Origin of the sequence: Rhodococcus sp. KB6, from assembly GCF_001445685.1 — a bacterium.
Classification (GTDB): domain Bacteria; phylum Actinomycetota; class Actinomycetes; order Mycobacteriales; family Mycobacteriaceae; genus Rhodococcus_F; species Rhodococcus_F qingshengii.
The window spans coordinates 746,739-763,418 of record NZ_LNAK01000043.1 but is presented as its reverse complement, the minus strand read 5'-3'; the positions used below and the strand labels follow the sequence as shown (position 1 = coordinate 763,418).

General features: G+C 62.4%; 15 protein-coding genes. 4 read left to right on the top strand and 11 right to left on the bottom strand.

Features of this window, described 5'->3' with window-relative positions:
• The first annotated feature begins 16 nt into the window (after positions 1-16).
• The gene (locus ASU23_RS10725; RefSeq protein ID WP_042921348.1) at positions 17-1,708 is read left to right on the top strand and encodes a GAF domain-containing protein; all 1,692 of its coding nucleotides are present in this window, start codon (positions 17-19) and stop codon (positions 1,706-1,708) included.
• Positions 1,709-1,711: 3 nt separating this feature from the next.
• Here the strand turns inward: ASU23_RS10725 and ASU23_RS10720 are convergent, their stop codons facing one another.
• The 7 genes from ASU23_RS10720 to cycA all read right to left on the bottom strand — a co-directional run bounded on the left by ASU23_RS10720 (position 1,712) and on the right by cycA (position 9,918).
• Positions 1,712-2,350, bottom strand: coding sequence for a response regulator transcription factor (locus ASU23_RS10720; protein WP_003946380.1), 639 nt, complete (start codon positions 2,348-2,350; stop codon positions 1,712-1,714).
• 76 nt (positions 2,351-2,426) lie between these two features.
• Positions 2,427-3,320 (bottom strand): universal stress protein, encoded by an 894-nt coding sequence (locus ASU23_RS10715; RefSeq protein WP_003946389.1) that lies wholly within the window; start codon positions 3,318-3,320, stop codon positions 2,427-2,429.
• Positions 3,321-3,678: 358 nt separating this feature from the next.
• Positions 3,679-4,719, bottom strand: a complete 1,041-nt coding sequence (locus ASU23_RS10710; RefSeq protein ID WP_007727670.1) for an LLM class F420-dependent oxidoreductase — start codon at positions 4,717-4,719, stop codon at positions 3,679-3,681.
• A 176-nt stretch (positions 4,720-4,895) separates the two neighbouring features.
• Positions 4,896-5,789 (bottom strand): universal stress protein, encoded by an 894-nt coding sequence (locus tag ASU23_RS10705; protein ID WP_007727672.1) that lies wholly within the window; start codon positions 5,787-5,789, stop codon positions 4,896-4,898.
• Positions 5,790-5,930: 141 nt separating this feature from the next.
• On the bottom strand, positions 5,931-7,436 hold the full coding sequence (locus tag ASU23_RS10700) for a glutamate-cysteine ligase family protein (protein ID WP_050654664.1): 1,506 nt from the start codon (positions 7,434-7,436) through the stop codon (positions 5,931-5,933).
• Between the two features lie 125 nt (positions 7,437-7,561).
• Positions 7,562-8,332 (bottom strand): M23 family metallopeptidase, encoded by a 771-nt coding sequence (locus ASU23_RS10695; protein ID WP_003946431.1) that lies wholly within the window; start codon positions 8,330-8,332, stop codon positions 7,562-7,564.
• A 122-nt stretch (positions 8,333-8,454) separates the two neighbouring features.
• Positions 8,455-9,918 (bottom strand): D-serine/D-alanine/glycine transporter, encoded by a 1,464-nt coding sequence (gene cycA, locus ASU23_RS10690; RefSeq protein ID WP_030534902.1) that lies wholly within the window; start codon positions 9,916-9,918, stop codon positions 8,455-8,457.
• A gap of 142 nt (positions 9,919-10,060) precedes the next feature.
• Between cycA and ASU23_RS10685 the strand changes: the two genes are divergently transcribed.
• Positions 10,061-10,777: an HAD family hydrolase gene (locus ASU23_RS10685; protein ID WP_007727677.1), complete on the top strand. Its 717-nt coding sequence runs from the start codon at positions 10,061-10,063 to the stop codon at positions 10,775-10,777.
• Between the two features lie 7 nt (positions 10,778-10,784).
• On the opposite strand, the gene xylB is transcribed toward ASU23_RS10685, so the two are convergent.
• The 3 genes from xylB to ASU23_RS10670 form a co-directional block, all read right to left on the bottom strand.
• Complete coding sequence (gene xylB / locus ASU23_RS10680; protein WP_058037866.1) at positions 10,785-12,182, bottom strand: xylulokinase; 1,398 nt, start codon at positions 12,180-12,182, stop codon at positions 10,785-10,787.
• Positions 12,183-12,206: 24 nt separating this feature from the next.
• Positions 12,207-12,524, bottom strand: a complete 318-nt coding sequence (locus tag ASU23_RS10675) for a WhiB family transcriptional regulator (protein WP_003946343.1) — start codon at positions 12,522-12,524, stop codon at positions 12,207-12,209.
• Between the two features lie 69 nt (positions 12,525-12,593).
• Complete coding sequence (locus tag ASU23_RS10670; protein ID WP_020970382.1) at positions 12,594-12,824, bottom strand: DUF3263 domain-containing protein; 231 nt, start codon at positions 12,822-12,824, stop codon at positions 12,594-12,596.
• A gap of 194 nt (positions 12,825-13,018) precedes the next feature.
• Here ASU23_RS10670 and ASU23_RS10665 point away from each other — a divergent pair, with 194 nt between their 5' ends.
• Positions 13,019-14,206 (top strand): ROK family transcriptional regulator, encoded by a 1,188-nt coding sequence (locus tag ASU23_RS10665; RefSeq protein WP_003946405.1) that lies wholly within the window; start codon positions 13,019-13,021, stop codon positions 14,204-14,206.
• 267 nt (positions 14,207-14,473) lie between these two features.
• Complete coding sequence (locus ASU23_RS10660) at positions 14,474-15,775, top strand: MFS transporter (RefSeq protein ID WP_007727683.1); 1,302 nt, start codon at positions 14,474-14,476, stop codon at positions 15,773-15,775.
• Between the two features lie 46 nt (positions 15,776-15,821).
• Here ASU23_RS10660 and ASU23_RS10655 read toward each other — a convergent pair whose 3' ends face one another.
• Entirely contained in the window at positions 15,822-16,622 is an 801-nt protein-coding gene (locus ASU23_RS10655) for a crotonase/enoyl-CoA hydratase family protein (RefSeq protein ID WP_037125543.1), read from the bottom strand.
• Between the last annotated feature and the right edge of the window lie 58 nt (positions 16,623-16,680).

Here is a 16,680-nt window from a genome sequence, read left to right as displayed (position 1 = left end):
GCGATATGCTTCGACCATGGTCGAAGCTTCGGGTCACAGTCCGGCACGTACGTTCGGCGAGTTGCTCGACCGCCTGGGCGATTCCAATGCCGACATACCGACACTCCACCGCCTGCTCGAGGCGGTCCTGGTGGTCGGCTCCGGCCTGGACCTCGACCTGACGCTTCAACGGATCATCACCTCTGCGACAACGGTTCTGGATTGCCGCTACGGCGCCCTGGGGGTCGCGGCGCCGGGGGGCGGGCTCTCGGAATTCGTGTACGAGGGAATCTCCGGGTCCCAACGCGCGACCATGGGACATTTCCCCGAAGGTCATGGCGTGCTGGGTGTTCTGATGAATCACCCGCAGACTTTGCGTGTGGCCCATCTCGGCGACCATCCCGAATCGGTGGGATTCCCCGCAAATCATCCACCGATGGAGAGCTTCCTCGGAGCGCCGATCATGATGCGGGGAAAGGTGTTCGGAAGCATCTACCTGACCGAGAAACGGGGACAGGCCGAGTTCACCCAGGAAGACGAGGTCATTCTCGAAGCCCTCGCCATCGCAGCCGGTATCGCTGTGGAAAACGCCCGACTGTTCGAGCAGTCACGAACTCGTGAAAGATGGCTCACCGCAACATCTGCCATCCGCTCGCGGTTGCTGGCCGGTGACTCGCTCGAGGACGGTCTGCAACTTCTTGCCAGTCGCGTTCGGGACCTGACCGGCGTCGACGACGTGATCGTGGTGATCTGCGAGAACGGCTACGCACAGGTTCACGCCGCGGCCAGCGCCCGGACCACGTCACGTGGAGTCAGAATTCCGGCGACCACCTATCCGTTCGACGTGGTGCGGAGCACTCGAAAGCTACAGGTACTCACCACTTTAGGCGCACTCACCGAACTGGTGCCGTCCGCTGGGAGTGCTGTCGTGGCACCGATGTGCGTCGCCTCGGGTGTAGTCGGCGCGGTCATCGTGGCGTCGAATTCCACCAACACACACTGGGATCACGACGAACTGACCCGGATCGAGTCGATGGCCGAACTCGGCTCCGTTGCAATCGAGTTCGACGAGAAACAAAAGGCGCAACGCCTGTTGTCCGTTCTCGCCGACCGCGACCGCATCGCACGAGACCTGCACGACAACGTCATCCAGCGACTGTTCGCGAGCGGAATGAGCCTGCAGAGCACGCTTCCGGACGAGACCCTCCCGGAGTCGGCGCGCGCGATTGTCAAACGATCTCTCGAACAGCTCGACAAGACCGTCCGCGAGATTCGGACAACCATCTTCGATCTGCAGACTCCGACGGCCACCGATTCGTCGAGCCTGCGCCGGCGCCTCCTCGATGTCATCGGCGACGCTACCGCACAGTCCGCTGTGACCCCGAGCGTCCAATTCTCCGGCGCCATCGACACTCTGGTGAATCCCGGGATCCACCAGCACGCCGAAGCCGTGCTGCGTGAGGGGTTGAGCAACGTCCTTCGGCATGCACACGCACGCCACATCACCATCGCTGTCACCGCGGACGTCGAATTTGCGATCACGATCGAGGACGACGGCGTCGGACTCCCCTCCGACTTCCACAAGAGTGGACTGCACAATCTGGAGCGCCGCGCCGAACATTGCGGCGGTACGTGCACGATCGTCAATCACGATCCGAGCGGTGCACGCCTGCTCTGGCGAGTACCGCTCGGTCGCACCAACTCGAATCGACCGAAATCCGGTCGTTAGATCCTAGCGACTGCCGCTACGGATTTCGGTCGCCAGCACCGCAGCCTGAGTACGACGCTGCATGCCCAGCTTCGAGAGCAGACGCGTCACGTAGTTCTTGACCGTCTTCTCCGCGAGGAACAATCGCGCGCCGATCTCCCGGTTGGTGAGCCCCTCTCCGATGAGGTCGAAGACTGCTCGCTCCTGATCGGAAAGTTCGGCCAACGGATCAGCTGTACGGTCGCTGCGGATCCGCTGCATCAGCGCCTCGGTTGCACGACTGTCGAGCAGTGAACCGCCGCGCCCGACTGTGCGGACTGCAGCGACCAGATCGGTTCCGAGAATCTGCTTGAGGACGAATCCCGAGGCGCCCGCCATGATCGCGTCGAGCAACGCCTCGTCATCGGCGTACGACGTGAGCATCAGGCAGCGGAGGTCGGGAAGCATCGAGCGGAGTTCTCGGCACAGTTCGACGCCGTTGCCGTCAGGCAGGCGTACGTCCAGAACAGCGACGTCGGCGTTGCTCTGCGGTACCGCGGCCAGCGCTTCCCCCACGGACGCCGCCTCGCCCACCACCACGAAGTCCTCGACCCCACCGAGTAGGTCGAACAATCCGCGTCTGACGATCTCGTGATCGTCGACCAGGAATATCCGCGTTGTCATCGAACCCCTCCAAAAGACATCTCACGTCGAACGGTACCGGAGACGGTGGACTCAGAACTCATGGAATGCATTCTCTTCACTTGTTGACGTGCCGGACGATGAGAACCGGGCAATCCGCGGTGTGCAGGAGCGCCCGACTGGTCGATCCGAGGAGCATTCCTGCGAATCCGCCGCGCCCGCGACTGCCGACGACTATCAACTGCGCCGTCTCCGCGTATTCGCTCAGGACTCGGACGGGACGGTCACGCGCGACGACTCTTTCGACGACGACGTCCGGGTAACGCTCGGTGAATCCGGCCAATTGCTCCGCGAGGACAACTTCCTCACCCGTCTGGATGCTGCTCCACAGTGGGTCGTCGGGGGTGGCGCCCAACGAGGGCTGCACACTCACGTCGCTCCACACGTTGACGGCAATCAAGGTGGCGCCCCGCGCGGAGGCCTGCTCGAAAGCGTGCTCGACTGCCTCGATGCTGCTTTCGGATCCATCGACACCGACGACGACGGGGCCCTCGGTCGGCGGCCGACCGTCGAGCGTCCGTCCTCGGACAACTGCAACCGGAGATTCGCCGTGCGAGACAACCGAGACCGTCGCAGAACCGACGACCAATCCGGTGAATTCGCCGTGCCCGCGAGGGCCGAGCGCAATGATGTACGCGCCCTTCGACAATTCGATCAGGCGATCGGAGACGCTGCCGTCGAGTAGTTCGGTGACGATCTCGAGGTCGTCGTCGATGCTTTGCCGCGCGAGAATCTGTGCGCTGTCCAGACGAGCGGTGGCAGTGCGCCGCAGTTCGTCCTTGAAGCTCTCGGCGAGGTAAGGCTCGGAGTAGTAGAAGGCTGGGATGTGCACCACCGTCGCGATGTGGAGCGGTCGACCGAGCGCCACCGCGGTCCTCGCCGCCCAGACGACAGCCGACGACGCCGATTCCGAACCGTCTACCGCTACGACGACGGGTTTGGTTGCACTCATGTTCGTCCCTCCACAATCGACCACAGAATCTCTTCGCCCTCACACTATTGCCCAATGACGGCAAAAAGGATTCATCAGCCGACGCGAGTCCCGAATCGGACATTGGGTGTTCGGGTGGACTGCGGCAACGGCCCCGCCAACATCCCTTTCGGGCGTCAACGAGGCCACCGGTGCCGGATTCGCACGCAAACCCTGGCTACTCGATCCACGTTAGGTGAAGAACCCGACCGGTCAGAAGTGAAAAAAGTCCTGTCAACAAGCGCCCAAAATCGGGTTTCGTACGCAGGAGATCCCGAACCACCTGCTCTGCTGTGCGCCTTTGTTAACCGCCGGCGGTTAATAAAGGCGCACAGCAGGGTCAGTCACAAATCTTGCGGAACTTCTCGATCAGCTGCACTCGGCCGTTGCGGTCGGCCGCCAACGGCGTGACGTTGAGCGTCGTGACACCGGCTTCGGCGAAGGCTGCGACGCGTTCCTTGACGTAGCTCTCGGGACCGATCAACGACACTGCGCGAACCAGTTCGTCCGGCACTGCTGCGGCGGCTTCGTCCTTCTTGCCCGCGAGGTAGAGATCCTGGATCTTCTCGGCGGCCTCTTCGTAGCCGTAGCGCACCGCGAGATCGTTGTAGAAGTTCTTGCCCTTGGCGCCCATGCCACCGATGTAGAGCGCAAGGCTCGGGCGTACCCAGTCGAGCATGTGGTCGACGTCGTCACCGATGGCCAGTGCCGGCGACGCGTACACCTGAAGCTCACCGAGGCTCGGATCGCGCTTGGCCTTGCCCTTGGCGATCGGCTCACCCCACACGCTTGCTGCCTTCTCTGGATGGAAGAAAATAGGTTCCCAGCCTTCGGCGATCTCCGCCGTCAGCTCGACGTTCTTGGGTCCGAGCGAAGCGATCAGGATCGGGATGCGCTCACGCACAGGATGATTGATCAGCTTGAGCGGCTTTCCGAGTCCGGTGCCCTTCTCGGCGGGGAGGGGAACCTGGTAGTACTTGCCCTGGTACTCGACCTTCTCGCGGCGCCATACCTGACGGCAGATCTCGACGACCTCACGTGTGCGTCCCAGCGGAGCGTCGTACTTGACGCCGTGGAACCCCTCGATCACCTGCGGTCCGGAAGCGCCCAGTCCCATCACGAAGCGACCGTTGGAGACGAAGTCCAGGCCAGCCGCCGTCATGGCGGTCAACGAAGGGGTACGGGTGTAGATCTGAAAGATTCCCGAAGCGAGTTCGATGGTCGACGTCTTGGCCGCCAGGTAACCGAGCTGGCTGACGGCGTCGAAGGAATACGCCTCCGGGACGAAGGCGATGTCGAGGCCCGCCTTCTCCAGGTCACCGACCTCTTCGACGGTTTCGGCGAACCCGCCGCTGTAGTTCAAACCCATACCGATACGCACGTTGTAACCCCAATCCTGACGATTGCTGCCGTGTGCGACGCGCACACGAGCAGTGGTACTCCCATCGAACACTTACTCACATCGAACACTACGGAACCTGAGTCCGCATTCATGTGACTACCCCGTTCATATTCGATGACCGAAATGAACGGGGTAATGGGAGAGCCTGTCGAGGGTCAGGATTCTTCGGGGCGAACCACCATGACGGGACACTTGGCCGAAGCGATCAGGGTGTTGCTGGTCGAGCCGAGCAACATGCCGCGGAATCCACCGCGACCACGGCTTCCGACCACGACGAGCTGCGCTTTTGCCGACCAGTCCAGCAGCCGTCCGCGTGGGTTGTCGAGGTATACCTCGCGCCGGACCTTCACGTCCGGGTATTGCTCGGACCATCCGGCCAAGCTCTCGCTGAGTACCGCGTGCTCTTCCTCTTCGAGAGACTGCGGGGCAAGCGCAGCGGCCCTCGGGTCTTCGAATGCCGCACTGCCGAGGTCACTCCACACGTGCAACGCCACCAACTCGACTCCGCGGAACGACGCTTCCTCGAAAGCCGCACCGACGGCCTGGGCGCTCAACGCGCTGCCGTCGACGCCGACCACTACGGGTCCTTCCGAGGGCACCGCACCATCGCGGTCCCGAACGACGATGACCGGACACTTGCCGTGACTGGCCACACCGACCGCGGTATTGCCGAGGACTGCTGTCGCCGCCTTGCCTGACGCCGACGCTCCGACGACTACCCGCCTGGCTTGTGCCGAACTCTCGATCAGCCACTGAGTTGCGCTGCCGATGGCGATTTCGGTGTGAACTTCGAGTTTCGGATCGATCTCACGGGCGAACTGTTCCGCCTCCGCCAAGATCGCTTTTCCGGCCTCTTCGACCCATTCGTACACCCCACCCGCGTCGACGTACGGTCCGCCGAAACCGTAAGGCGCGAAGTCGAGAGCGTGGATGATGTCGAGTCGCAATTCGCGCTGGGCGGCGATTTTCGCGGCCTCGCGGAGCGCTGTGGACGCAGTGTCCGAACCCTCGACTCCGACAACAACACTGTTATGTTCGCGTGAACTCATGTGCCCACCTTCCTGAAGAAGTAACCGAGCCACTTTCACTCTAACCATCCCACTTGTCCGGCTTTTTTGGGGTCGCCCCCTCTTCATTTCGGGGACTTAGGTCCCCGAAACTGTTGACGGATAGGAGAATTAGCAGAGCAATCAGGACCAGGTGTGAACAGGATCTCCCGTCCGCATGTTCTCCACGTAACCGCGGAGCATTCCGGTGAGCGCAGTCGAGCGGTCCGCGCCCGAGGCCTCCGCGTGCGCCACTTGCTCGCGTTGCCAGGCGGCACCGGTCTGCCGATTCATGCACCGCCCTTCGATCACGCCGAGGTACCGATCGCGGGCCGCGGCGGACAATCCGAAGTCGGCCAAACCCTCGTCCGCCAACGGCAGCAGCCTTCGCAGGACCAACTCGTCGGCACCGACCCAACCGATCTCCGGCCAGTACAGGGTGGCGTCGAGTCCGTACTTGGCGCCGATGTGCAGGTTCTCTTCGGCCGCATGGAACGACATGTGCGACCACAGTGGCCGCTCCGCGTTCACCAATGCGCGAACGGTTCCGTAGTAGAAGGCCGCATTGGCCATGATGTCGACGACGGTCGGCCCGGCCGGCAGCACCCGATTCTCGATACGCAAGTGCGGCTTGCCATCCGAGCAGTCGTAGACAGGCCGATTCCAGCGATAGACCGTGCCGTTGTGCATCTGAAGCTCGCTCAACTCCGGAACCCCGCCCGCCGCGAGCACTTCCAGTGGATCGGTGTCCGAGACATCAGGGAGCAGCGCCGGGAAGTACCGTGAATTCTCCTCGAACAGGTCGAGAACCGAATGGATCCACCGCTCACCGAACCACACTCGCGGTCGCACACCTTGGTTCTTGAGCTCGAAAGTTCGGGTGTCCGTTGCCTGTTCGAAGATCGGAATGCGTGATTCGTGCCAAAGCGCCTTCCCTGCCAGGAAAGGGGAATTGGCCGCAAGCGCCACCTGTACTCCGGCCAGACACTGCGCGGCATTCCAGTGCGCTGCGAATTCTTCCGGCGCGACGCGCAGGTGCAACTGCATGGACGTACAAGCCGCCTCCGGCACCACCGAATTGGTGTCGGCCCGAAGGATTTCCACGTCGCCACCGGGTAGCGCGACACCTTCGACGTCGAGTTCGATGTCCTCTCCTCGCGCGGCAAAAATTTGCTCGTTGAGCAATTCGTAGCGCGGGTTGGCGGTGATCCACTCACGATCGAGATGCTCGAGCTGCAGTGTCGGCAGCATCCCGATCATCACCATCTCGGCGTCGTGCGCGTGGATTCGCGCGTCTGCGACGTCGAGGGACGCCCGCAGTTTCTTCTCCAATTCGAAAGTCGCATCACCGGTGAGTGGGCCGGGCTCGACGTTCATCTCGACGTTGAACTGTCCGAGCTCGGTTTGGAAAACCGCAGAGTCGTCGATGGATTCGAGCACTTCACGGTTGGACATCGCGGGCGTCATGTCGCCGGTCACGAGGTTGAACTCGATCTCCATGCCCAACAGCGGAGCGGGCTTGTCGACGGCGTCTCGGAAGTCACCACCGTCGAGCATCTGCTTCATGGCGTCGACGCACGAGCGCACCTTCTTACGAAAGAGCCTACGGTCGGCTCTGGTGAATTCTCGCGCCGTGACCTCTGCACCCATTGCGCATTCCCCCTTCGACGATCAACGTCACTGAAGGCTATCCGTCCGGTGTCACCGACAAACGAGAACTGCGGTGGCACCGGGAAGAATTTCCCGACGCCACCGCAGTTCTCCGAAAGTTTCTTCTACGAGTTGTCGACCCAGGTGACAGCTACGCCGCGAGCCTGCAGCCACGCTGCGGGATCGACCTTTGCGCCGTTCTCGGCAACCTCGAAGTGCAGGTGCGGGCCGGTGGACTGGCCACGGTTACCCACGGTGGCGATCTGCTGGCCGGCGTTGACGCGCTGGCCGACGTTGACCTGGTAGTCGTTGACGTGGCCGTACGTGGTGACCGTGCCGTCGTCGTGCTGGACGCGGACCCAGAGGCCGAAACCTGACGCCGGGCCGGCGTCGATGACCTGGCCGTCGGCTGCAGCCAGAATCGGCGTACCGATCGGAGCCGCGATGTCGAGGCCGCCGTGGTGTGCTCCCCAGCGCGAACCGAAGGTGGAGGTCAGCGTTCCGGACACCGGCTGCACGGTACGAGCTGAGGTGCCGGGGTTGATCCCAGCGAGGAACTGCTGTGCCTGCGTGTTGAGGTCGGCAGCAAAATCGGGAAGCTCGGGGATGTCGAGAGCCGGAAGTGCCGCCAATTCAGCCGGAACGACAACGCCCTCGGGAAGCAGACCCTGCGGGATTTCGATGCCGGCGATGGTCTGTGTTGCCGGCGCCGCAGCAGCGGTTCCTGCACCCATCTGGCCTGCACCGACGAGGAGCGCACCGGTAGCCGCAGCTACGACACCTGCCTTGACACCGGCACCAGGGCCAGCCGACGGGGTGCGGTGGCGGCCGCTTGCTGCCTCGGGATCGATCTCGAAGACAACATCGTCATTGCCCGTGCGGTGGTGGTTTCCCACAGTGTGTACTCCGTCAGTCGTCGGCGTGCAGCGTCCTTCTGATGAAGCCCGCTCCTCTGTCTGCCGAAGAATGTAACAGTTTGATCAAGGCGGCCGCCACCGTTACCCGATCTTGACCAAAACTATTTCTCGCCGTTCTGTCGGCTGGCGTCCAGTTCTGACTTGAATGCGTCGTATCGTGCCCGGTGAGCGGGTCGACGCCGGATGATCGCCCACGCGATGCCCAGAACCACGAACCAGATCGGCGTGACGAGAAGTGCCTGCAGGGTGTCGTCCTTGGTTGTCAGTGCCCAGAGAATGAAGACGAAGAACGCGAGCACGACCCAGCACATCACGATGCCGCCGGGCATCTTGAACTTCGACGCCTCGTGCAGGTGCGGACGACGCTTCCGGTACACCATGTAGCTCGCCAGGATGATCGTCCACACGAACATGAACAGCAGCGCCGAAATGGTCGTGACGACGGTGAAGGCCTCGATCACGGAATCGCCCGAGAACAGCAGGATCAACGAAGCCAGCAGGAAGATGCACGAGAACATCAGGGCGTTCGCGGGGACCTTGCGTGAGTTCAGCTTGCCGAGGGCCCTCGGTGCGTCGCCTTCCTGCGCAAGGCCGAACACCATGCGCGAGGTGGAGTAGATACCCGAGTTGGCCGAAGATGCAGCGGAGGTCAGCACGACGAAGTTGATGACAGATGCAGCGATGCCGAGGCCGGCGAGTGTGAACATGGCGACGAACGGACTCTTGTCTGCGCTGATTTCACGCCACGGCGTCACCGCGATGATCACGGTCAGTGCAACGACGTAGAACAGCAGGACACGAATGGGGATGGAGTTGATGGCCTTCGGCAGGTTCTTCTCCGGGTCCTTCGCCTCGGCTGCCGTCGTACCGACGAGCTCGATACCCACGAAGGCGAACACGGCGATCTGGAAGCCGGCGACGAAGCCCATGAATCCGGTCGGGAACATCCCGCCGTCGTTCCAGAGGTTGTCGATACCGGAGGTGGCACCGTTCGGCGCCGTGAACCCGGAGACGACCATGACGATGCCGACGACGATCAGGCTGACGATGGCGATGATCTTGATCAGCGCGAACCAGAACTCGGTTTCACCGAAGGCGCGAACGGTCGGGAGATTGAGGAGCAGCAGCGCCGCGATCGTCAGCAAAGCAGGAATCCACGCCGCGAGCCCTGGCCACCAGTACTTGAAGTACCCGGAAATCGCGATGACGTCCGCGATGCCGGTGACGATCCAGCAGAACCAGTAGGTCCAGCCGGTGAAGAATCCCGCCCAGGGGCCCAGCAGATCCGCGGCGAAGTCGGAGAACGACTTGTACGCCATGTTCGAGAGCAGCAGCTCCCCCATCGCCCGCATGACGAAGAAGAGCATGAATCCGATGATCATGTACACGAAGATCACGGAGGGCCCGGCGAGCGAGATCGTCTTGCCCGATCCCATGAACAGTCCGGTGCCGATGGCACCACCGATGGCGATCAGCTGGATATGCCGGTTGGACAGCTGACGTGAGAGGTGGGGGTCTTCGCCGGACGGCTTCGTCAGGTCTGGTGTATTCGCGTGGTCGGACACGGAGGATCCCCCTCGTCATACGGTTCATCCGGGGCATCGAAATCGTGCCCGTCGGGGGAACCTCGGAAAATGTGCTCTCTCAAAGTACGCGTGCACTGGCTCACATCACGCATCGGAAAGCGGACGCCGATAACCTGTCGAGGTGAACACTGACAGCACGGCCCATCAAGACGGACATATCGCCGCGACGCTGTTCGATTTCTCCGGAACCCTCTTCCGTTTGGAGGAGAGCGACGATTGGACCGAGCACCTCGTCGATCACCAAGGCGATCCGCTCGACGTGCACGCTCAAGCCGAGCTGATGCGTCGGATGACCGCGCCGGTGGGCAGAACCGTGGAGATGGACGAAGCGGGGATCTACGCGTGGGAGAACCGCGACCGGGATCCGAAGTTGCATCGTCAGGCTTACCTCGACGTGTTGAGTAAGTCCGGGGTGCCCGATCCGGTTCGGGCCGAAGCTTTCTACGCCCTGCTGGTCGATCCGGATCAGTGGTCGCCGTACCCGGATACCGGCGAGGTCCTGAAGTCACTGTCGGAGAAGGGCATACGCACTGCCGTCTTGAGCAACATCGCCTTCGACATCCGTCCGGCGTTCGCCGACCGCGGCTGGGACGTCTGGGTCGACGAGTTCGTTCTCTCGTTCGAGGTGGGTGCAGTCAAGCCCGAACCGGCGATCTTCGAGTACGCCCTCGCACAACTCGATGTGGATGCGGCGCAGACTCTGATGGTCGGTGACAGCGACATCGCCGACGGCGCTGCCCGTGACGTCGGTTGCCAGTTCGCACTCGTCGATCCCCTGCCGACGACCGAACGCCCGCACGCGCTACTCGACGCAGTGCGGAAGTTCGGGCTTCTGTAGGGAGCGCTCAGACACCTTCGGTGAGTTCGCGCAACGACGCGTAGCGCTCGCGCACGTGGGGAGCTGGTTCGGCGTCGAATCGTCGCTCTTCCGGTTTCGGCCACACCGGCGGCTGCGTGTCCCCGGACAGTGCCCATGCTGCTTGCCTGCATGCCCCTTCGGCGACGTACTCACCCGGAGCAGGGATCACGACCGGCACTCCGAGAATTGCCGGCGCGATCTCACAGAGAGCGCGCGACTTCGCTCCGCCTCCCACGAGGAGAACTCGCTTCACCTTGACGCCTTGACGAACCAGGTCGTCGACGCCGTCGGCCAAGCCGCACAGGAGCCCTTCGATTGCGGCTCGTGCAAAGTGCGCAGGCGTCGAGTTCTGCAGCCGGAATCCGTGCATGGCCCCCGTGGCGTCAGGGCGGTTGGGCGTCCGTTCACCCTCGAAGTACGGAATCATGACCAGCCCGTCGTTTCCGAGGGGCGCCGTCGACGCCAACCGCGACAGTTCGGCGTGATCGACACCGAGAATGGACGCCGTCGCATCAAGAATGCGCGCGCCGTTGAGAGTGCACACCAGCGGCAAGTGCAGGCCGGTTGCGTCCGCGAATCCTGCCACGTTCCCGCCGGGATCATGCGTGGGGGTGGCCGATACAGCCGAGACGACGCCGGATGTTCCGATCGAGATGATCACGTCACCGGGAACTGCCCCCAAACCCAGTGCGGCTGCGGCATTGTCACCGGTGCCAGGCCCGACAATACCTCCGGAACGTGTACTTCCGATCTTTTCGTTCGGCGATGCAACTCGGGGAACATGCGGGGTTCGACCGCGAAATGCCAACGCCAGCAAATCTTTACGATATTCGCGCGTCGAGGCAGCATAATAGCCGGTTCCACTGGCGTCGCCCGCGTCGGTGGCAAGCTCCTCGATTGAGCCGGACCCACCCAACTTCCAGGACAACCAGTCATGCGGAAGACACACCGCGGCAGTGCGATCGGCATTGCCGGGTTCGTGATCTGCCAGCCATCGAAGCTTGCTTGCCGTGACCGCGGCGACCGGAACTACACCAACTGCGTCGGCCCACGCCTTGGGTCCGCCGAACTCTTCGACCAGATCGGTCGCAGCCTTCGCCGACCGAGTGTCGTTCCACAGCAACGCCGGTCTGACAACCTCGCCGCCACTGTCCAGACACACCATGCCGTGCTGTTGAGCTCCGACCGATACGGCTGCGACGTCGCCGAGCCCACCCGCCGCGGCGATTGCACTGTCCATCGCCTCGAGCCAGCATGCCGGATCTATCTCGGTACCGACGGGGTGCGCCGCCCGCCCTTCTCGTACCAGCTCTCCCGAATCGGCATCACGGACAATGACTTTGCACGACTGGGTAGACGAATCGATACCGGCTACGAGGGTCACACTGGCGTCCTTTCCGAAGGACCGTCAGCTCGCGTTGGCGACCGCGGGCATCCGGTTGCTGCGCTTACGCAGCGATCGCACATATTCTGCGCGCTCGGTCTCCGTCATTCCACCCCAGATGCCGTACGGCTCGTGGACGGAGAGTGCGTGTTCGCGGCACTGCTGGAGTACAGGGCACGTCGCGCAGACCTTCTTGGCGTTGCGTTCACGGTTCTCGCGGGCGTGTCCACGCTCGCCGTCCGGATGGAAGTACACCGCGGAATCGTGCCCGCGGCACGCTCCCTGCAGCTGCCAGTCCCACACTTCGGCGGTCGGGTACGGCATCGGAAGGTGCTTGTGCATGATGGCGACCTCAATTCCTTACTCGGGTGACACGGATTCGGGTGACTCTGGGCTGACGCCGGGTCGGACTTATCTACGCCTGGCCGATTGGCCGAGTCGATGTGCACAGACCGTTGCGAGTTCGCCGGTGACCGGCGGAGTCAGCGCTACGACGCCGTCGTCGAGAATTGCCTGCAGCCTGCGGAAATACTCGTCCGGGGCGAGGCCGAAGGTTACGAAGATCTCTTCGTCAGGTCCACCGTCGAACTGCTGCCACTTACGTGCGAACTCGACGATCTCTTGTGTATCGGTGCGGCTCATCAGGTTCTCCCCTGTTTGTGCGCCCTGCTTCACAGAAACTGCGACTCGTCTCCTCGGACGCCCGTGGCAGTGAGTCAAGACACAGACTATGCCTACTTCTGCTTTTTCACAAGACCTACTTACGTCTTTTTATGAACAAAGTATGCCAACTTTCGCACGCTGAAGTTACCGACGAGGAATGCTTGAATAGGACAATGACCCGACCGTCCACGACTCCGGCTACTGCGGGAGAGGTATTCACGCTGATACGCAGCGGTTCCGCAACCACGCGCAGCGAGATCGGGAAGCTCACCGGCCTGTCCAGGACGGCGGTATCGGCCAGGGTTGCAGCACTTCAATCGCTTGGTTTGATTGCCGATGACGACGAGGGCCCGTCGACAGGCGGTCGGCCGCCGTCCACTCTCACGTTCGCGAACTCGTCCGGCGTGGTTCTCGTCGTGGCAATCGGTCGATCGCGGGCACAACTTGCCGTCACCGACCTGGCGGGCACGATCCTCGCGGCAGAAGACATCGACAAGTCGGTCGGGGTCGGCCCCGACGAACTGATGCCCGAAATTGCCGAGCATCTTTCGTCACTACTGGCCCAGGTCCACCGCGCGTCTACCGAGGTCATCGGAATCGGACTGAGCATTCCCGGAACGGTCGACGTCGCCGCGGGAGCAAGCCTCGACTCTCCGATGATGGCGGGGTGGGACGGAGTCGCGCTTGCCCCCTATCTGGCATCGGTGACCACGGCTCCGCTGTTCGCGGACAACGATGCCAACGTGATGGCTCTGGCCGAATTGAGCGAGCGACGCGAGAGTGCGCCCAACCTCCTGATGATCAAGGCGTCAACCGGCCTCGGCGCAGGAATCGTCATGGGCGGAGTCCTCCAACGCGGTTCACTCGGAGCGTCCGGCGAGATCGGGCATACCAAAACCGCTGCAGCGCGGGGCATGAAGTGTCGCTGCGGCGACGTCGGCTGCGTCGAAACTGTCGCCAGCGGTTGGGCTCTCGTGCACGCCCTCCGAGATCAGGGCCGAAGCGTCGGTCACGTGCGTGATGTCGTCCGCCTCGCCCTGGACGGCGACAGCGAAGCCCGCCGGCTCATCAGAAGCAGCGGCCGACTGATCGGCGACGTCATTTCCGGCGCGGTCAATCTCCTCAATCCCGAGGTCCTGATCATCGGCGGCGACATGGCCGAGGCGGACGAACTCTTCCTCGCCGGGCTTCGGGAGTCCGTCTACGGCAACGCAACGGCGCTTGCCACCCGAAAGCTTCAGATCGCTTCGGTCAGCCACGGCGCACAATCCGGCATCCTCGGTTGTGCGGTTCTCGTCCTCGACCATCTGCTCAGCGCCAGGGAAATCGATCTGCGGATCGCGGCGTCACTCCACACGTGAGTCGCTGACTTCTCGCACGCTCCGCATCAAACAATCAGACTTTTCCGGCATCGCTTGTGTTGACGCTCACACTTCTGCATAATTCATTACCTACCGATCATTCGGTTGTCGATATCGACGATGAGATCGCGCAGGAACGCTCCGAGTCAGCCAAAAGCATGCACCGAGCACACCGGCAACGTCGCAGATCGAACAGCGTTTCTCCCCTGTTCCGACTTCGCAGTTTCACCGTGTCGGTGAACCACGTGACTGGCAGAAAGTAGCTCGATGACCACAACCAGAACTGGCACCAAGCCCGCCGCGAAGGAATACGACCGCGCCGCGATGGCGTCGATGGTCGGCACCACCGTCGAGTGGTACGACTTCTTCATCTACGCCCAAGCTGCAGCCCTGATCTTTGCCGACCTGTTCTTCAAGCCGATGGGCTCGGCAGGCCAGATCGTCTCCTACGTCACGGTCGGCATCAGCTTTGTCTTCCGTCCTCTCGGTGCCATCGTGGCCGGCTATCTCGGCGACAGGCTCGGCCGCAAACGTGTCCTGGTCGCGACGTTGGCGATGATGGGTGCCGCGACGGTTCTCATCGGCGTGCTGCCGACGTATGCATCGATCGGAATCTGGGCACCGATCCTGTTGATCCTGCTTCGCGTCGTCCAAGGATTCTCGACGGGCGGCGAATGGGGCGGGGCCGCTCTTCTTGCCGTCGAACACGCACCCACCAAGCGTCGAGGATTCTTCGGAGCGTTCGTACAGATGGGAGTACCGCTCGGAATGTTGCTCGCCACCGGCGTTTTGGCACTGTGCACGTTCACCCTCACGGACGAACAGTTCACCACCTGGGGATGGCGAGTGCCGTTCCTGCTCAGCGTCGTGTTGATCGGCGTCGGCTTCTACATTCGAAGCAAGGTCAGCGAATCACCCGTATTCGCCGAACTCAAGGAACGCCGCACCGAGAGCAACACGCCTATCCGAACTCTGTTCAAGAAACACCCGAAGCAGGTCGTACTCGCGGCGCTGTCCTTCATCGGCACAAACGGCAACGGCTACATGGTGATCGGCGGATTCATCGTCGCGTACGCAACCAAGACCTATGGCCTGGGTAAGACCGAACTACTGATTGCCACGCTCGCAAGTGCCGTCACGTGGGGCGTTTTCACCATGATCGGCGCCTACTGGTCGGATCGACGCGGCCGCACCACGGTGATGAACGTGGGCAACCTCGCAATGGTCCTCTTCGCGGTGCCGTTCTTCCTCCTCATCGACACCGGGAATCTCGGCTGGATCTACGTGGCGATGATCCTGTTCTCGGTCGGACTCGGGCTGTCGTACGGACCTCAACCCGCGTTGTTCGCCGAACTGTTCCCGGCTTCGATCCGTTACAGCGGTGCGTCGATCTCCTATGCGGTAGGCACCATCTTCGGCGGCGCCTTTGCTCCCACCGTCGCACAGTGGCTCCTCGGCAAGACCGGTGGCACCCTTGCCATCTCGATCTACCTCGCCCTGCTGGCGGCGGTCTCGTTCGTCGCCACGATGCTCATCAAGGATCGATCAGGACGAGACCTGATGGTGTGATCGACCTGAATGTGGACGCCCAACGGCGTCGCGATGCCGGAGTTTGTCAGCCGAACTTTCGAAAGGCGAACTCCGGCAACTTCTTCGCAGCATTCGCTGTACGCACGATCTTGTGGTTCTTGCCTCGCATCAGCGCCAGTTGGATCCGCGATTCGATCCAGAACGCGCCGCGAGGCGAGCGGTTCCAGGTCTTGTGCAGCAACGTCTTCGTCGCTGCGACGGCGTCCGGCGAGCGAACCGCGATCTGCGACAGCAGTTCCTGTGCCGGCTTGATCGGATTGTCGCTGACTCCGCTCACGAACCCCCACTCGAGAGCCTGATTTCCGTCGAACAGTTCAGCAGTCATGGCGAGGCGTTTCACGACGTCCATTGCCGCGAGTTCGCGCATCGTGACCGTTCCGGTCATGTCGGGGATCAATCCCCACTTCGCCTCCATCACCGAGAACGTGCAATCGGGGGTGGTGAATCGAAAGTCTGCGGCGAGCGCCAATTGCAGTCCCCCGCCGAAGCAGTGCCCGTGAACGACCGCGATGACCGGCACGGGCAATTCGCGCCACACCCAGCACGCGCGTTGGAAGAGGTTGGTCTTCTGACCGGGAAATTTCGCGAAGGCCTTCGCCATCCGCCTCGGCTGCTTGCCCGCAGAAGCGAAGTCCAACCCGGCCGAGAATGCGTCACCCGCGCCTTGCAGAACCACGCCCCGAATCGAACGATCAGCTTCGATAGTTCGAGCGGCGTCCACCAGGGCGTCGAGCATGTCCAGATCGAGACCGTTGAGTTTCTCCGGTCGGCTGAGCGTCACGTACGCCACCGACTGCACTACCTCGACACGAACGCGATCACTCACGGCTACTCCTTCGGTTAGACATACCCCCGACGAACTTACCTGAGAGTAAGTTCGTCGG

Coding starts and splice junctions, on each gene's coding strand:
- ASU23_RS10725 (WP_042921348.1), top strand. CDS start 17: ATGGTCGAAGCTTCGGGTCACAGTCCGGCACGTACGTTCGGCGAGTTG.
- ASU23_RS10720 (WP_003946380.1), bottom strand. CDS start 2,350: ATGACAACGCGGATATTCCTGGTCGACGATCACGAGATCGTCAGACGC.
- ASU23_RS10715 (WP_003946389.1), bottom strand. CDS start 3,320: ATGAGTGCAACCAAACCCGTCGTCGTAGCGGTAGACGGTTCGGAATCG.
- ASU23_RS10705 (WP_007727672.1), bottom strand. CDS start 5,789: ATGAGTTCACGCGAACATAACAGTGTTGTTGTCGGAGTCGAGGGTTCG.
- ASU23_RS10700 (WP_050654664.1), bottom strand. CDS start 7,436: ATGGGTGCAGAGGTCACGGCGCGAGAATTCACCAGAGCCGACCGTAGG.
- ASU23_RS10675 (WP_003946343.1), bottom strand. CDS start 12,524: ATGCACAAGCACCTTCCGATGCCGTACCCGACCGCCGAAGTGTGGGAC.
- ASU23_RS10670 (WP_020970382.1), bottom strand. CDS start 12,824: ATGAGCCGCACCGATACACAAGAGATCGTCGAGTTCGCACGTAAGTGG.
- ASU23_RS10665 (WP_003946405.1), top strand. CDS start 13,019: ATGACCCGACCGTCCACGACTCCGGCTACTGCGGGAGAGGTATTCACG.
- ASU23_RS10660 (WP_007727683.1), top strand. CDS start 14,474: ATGACCACAACCAGAACTGGCACCAAGCCCGCCGCGAAGGAATACGAC.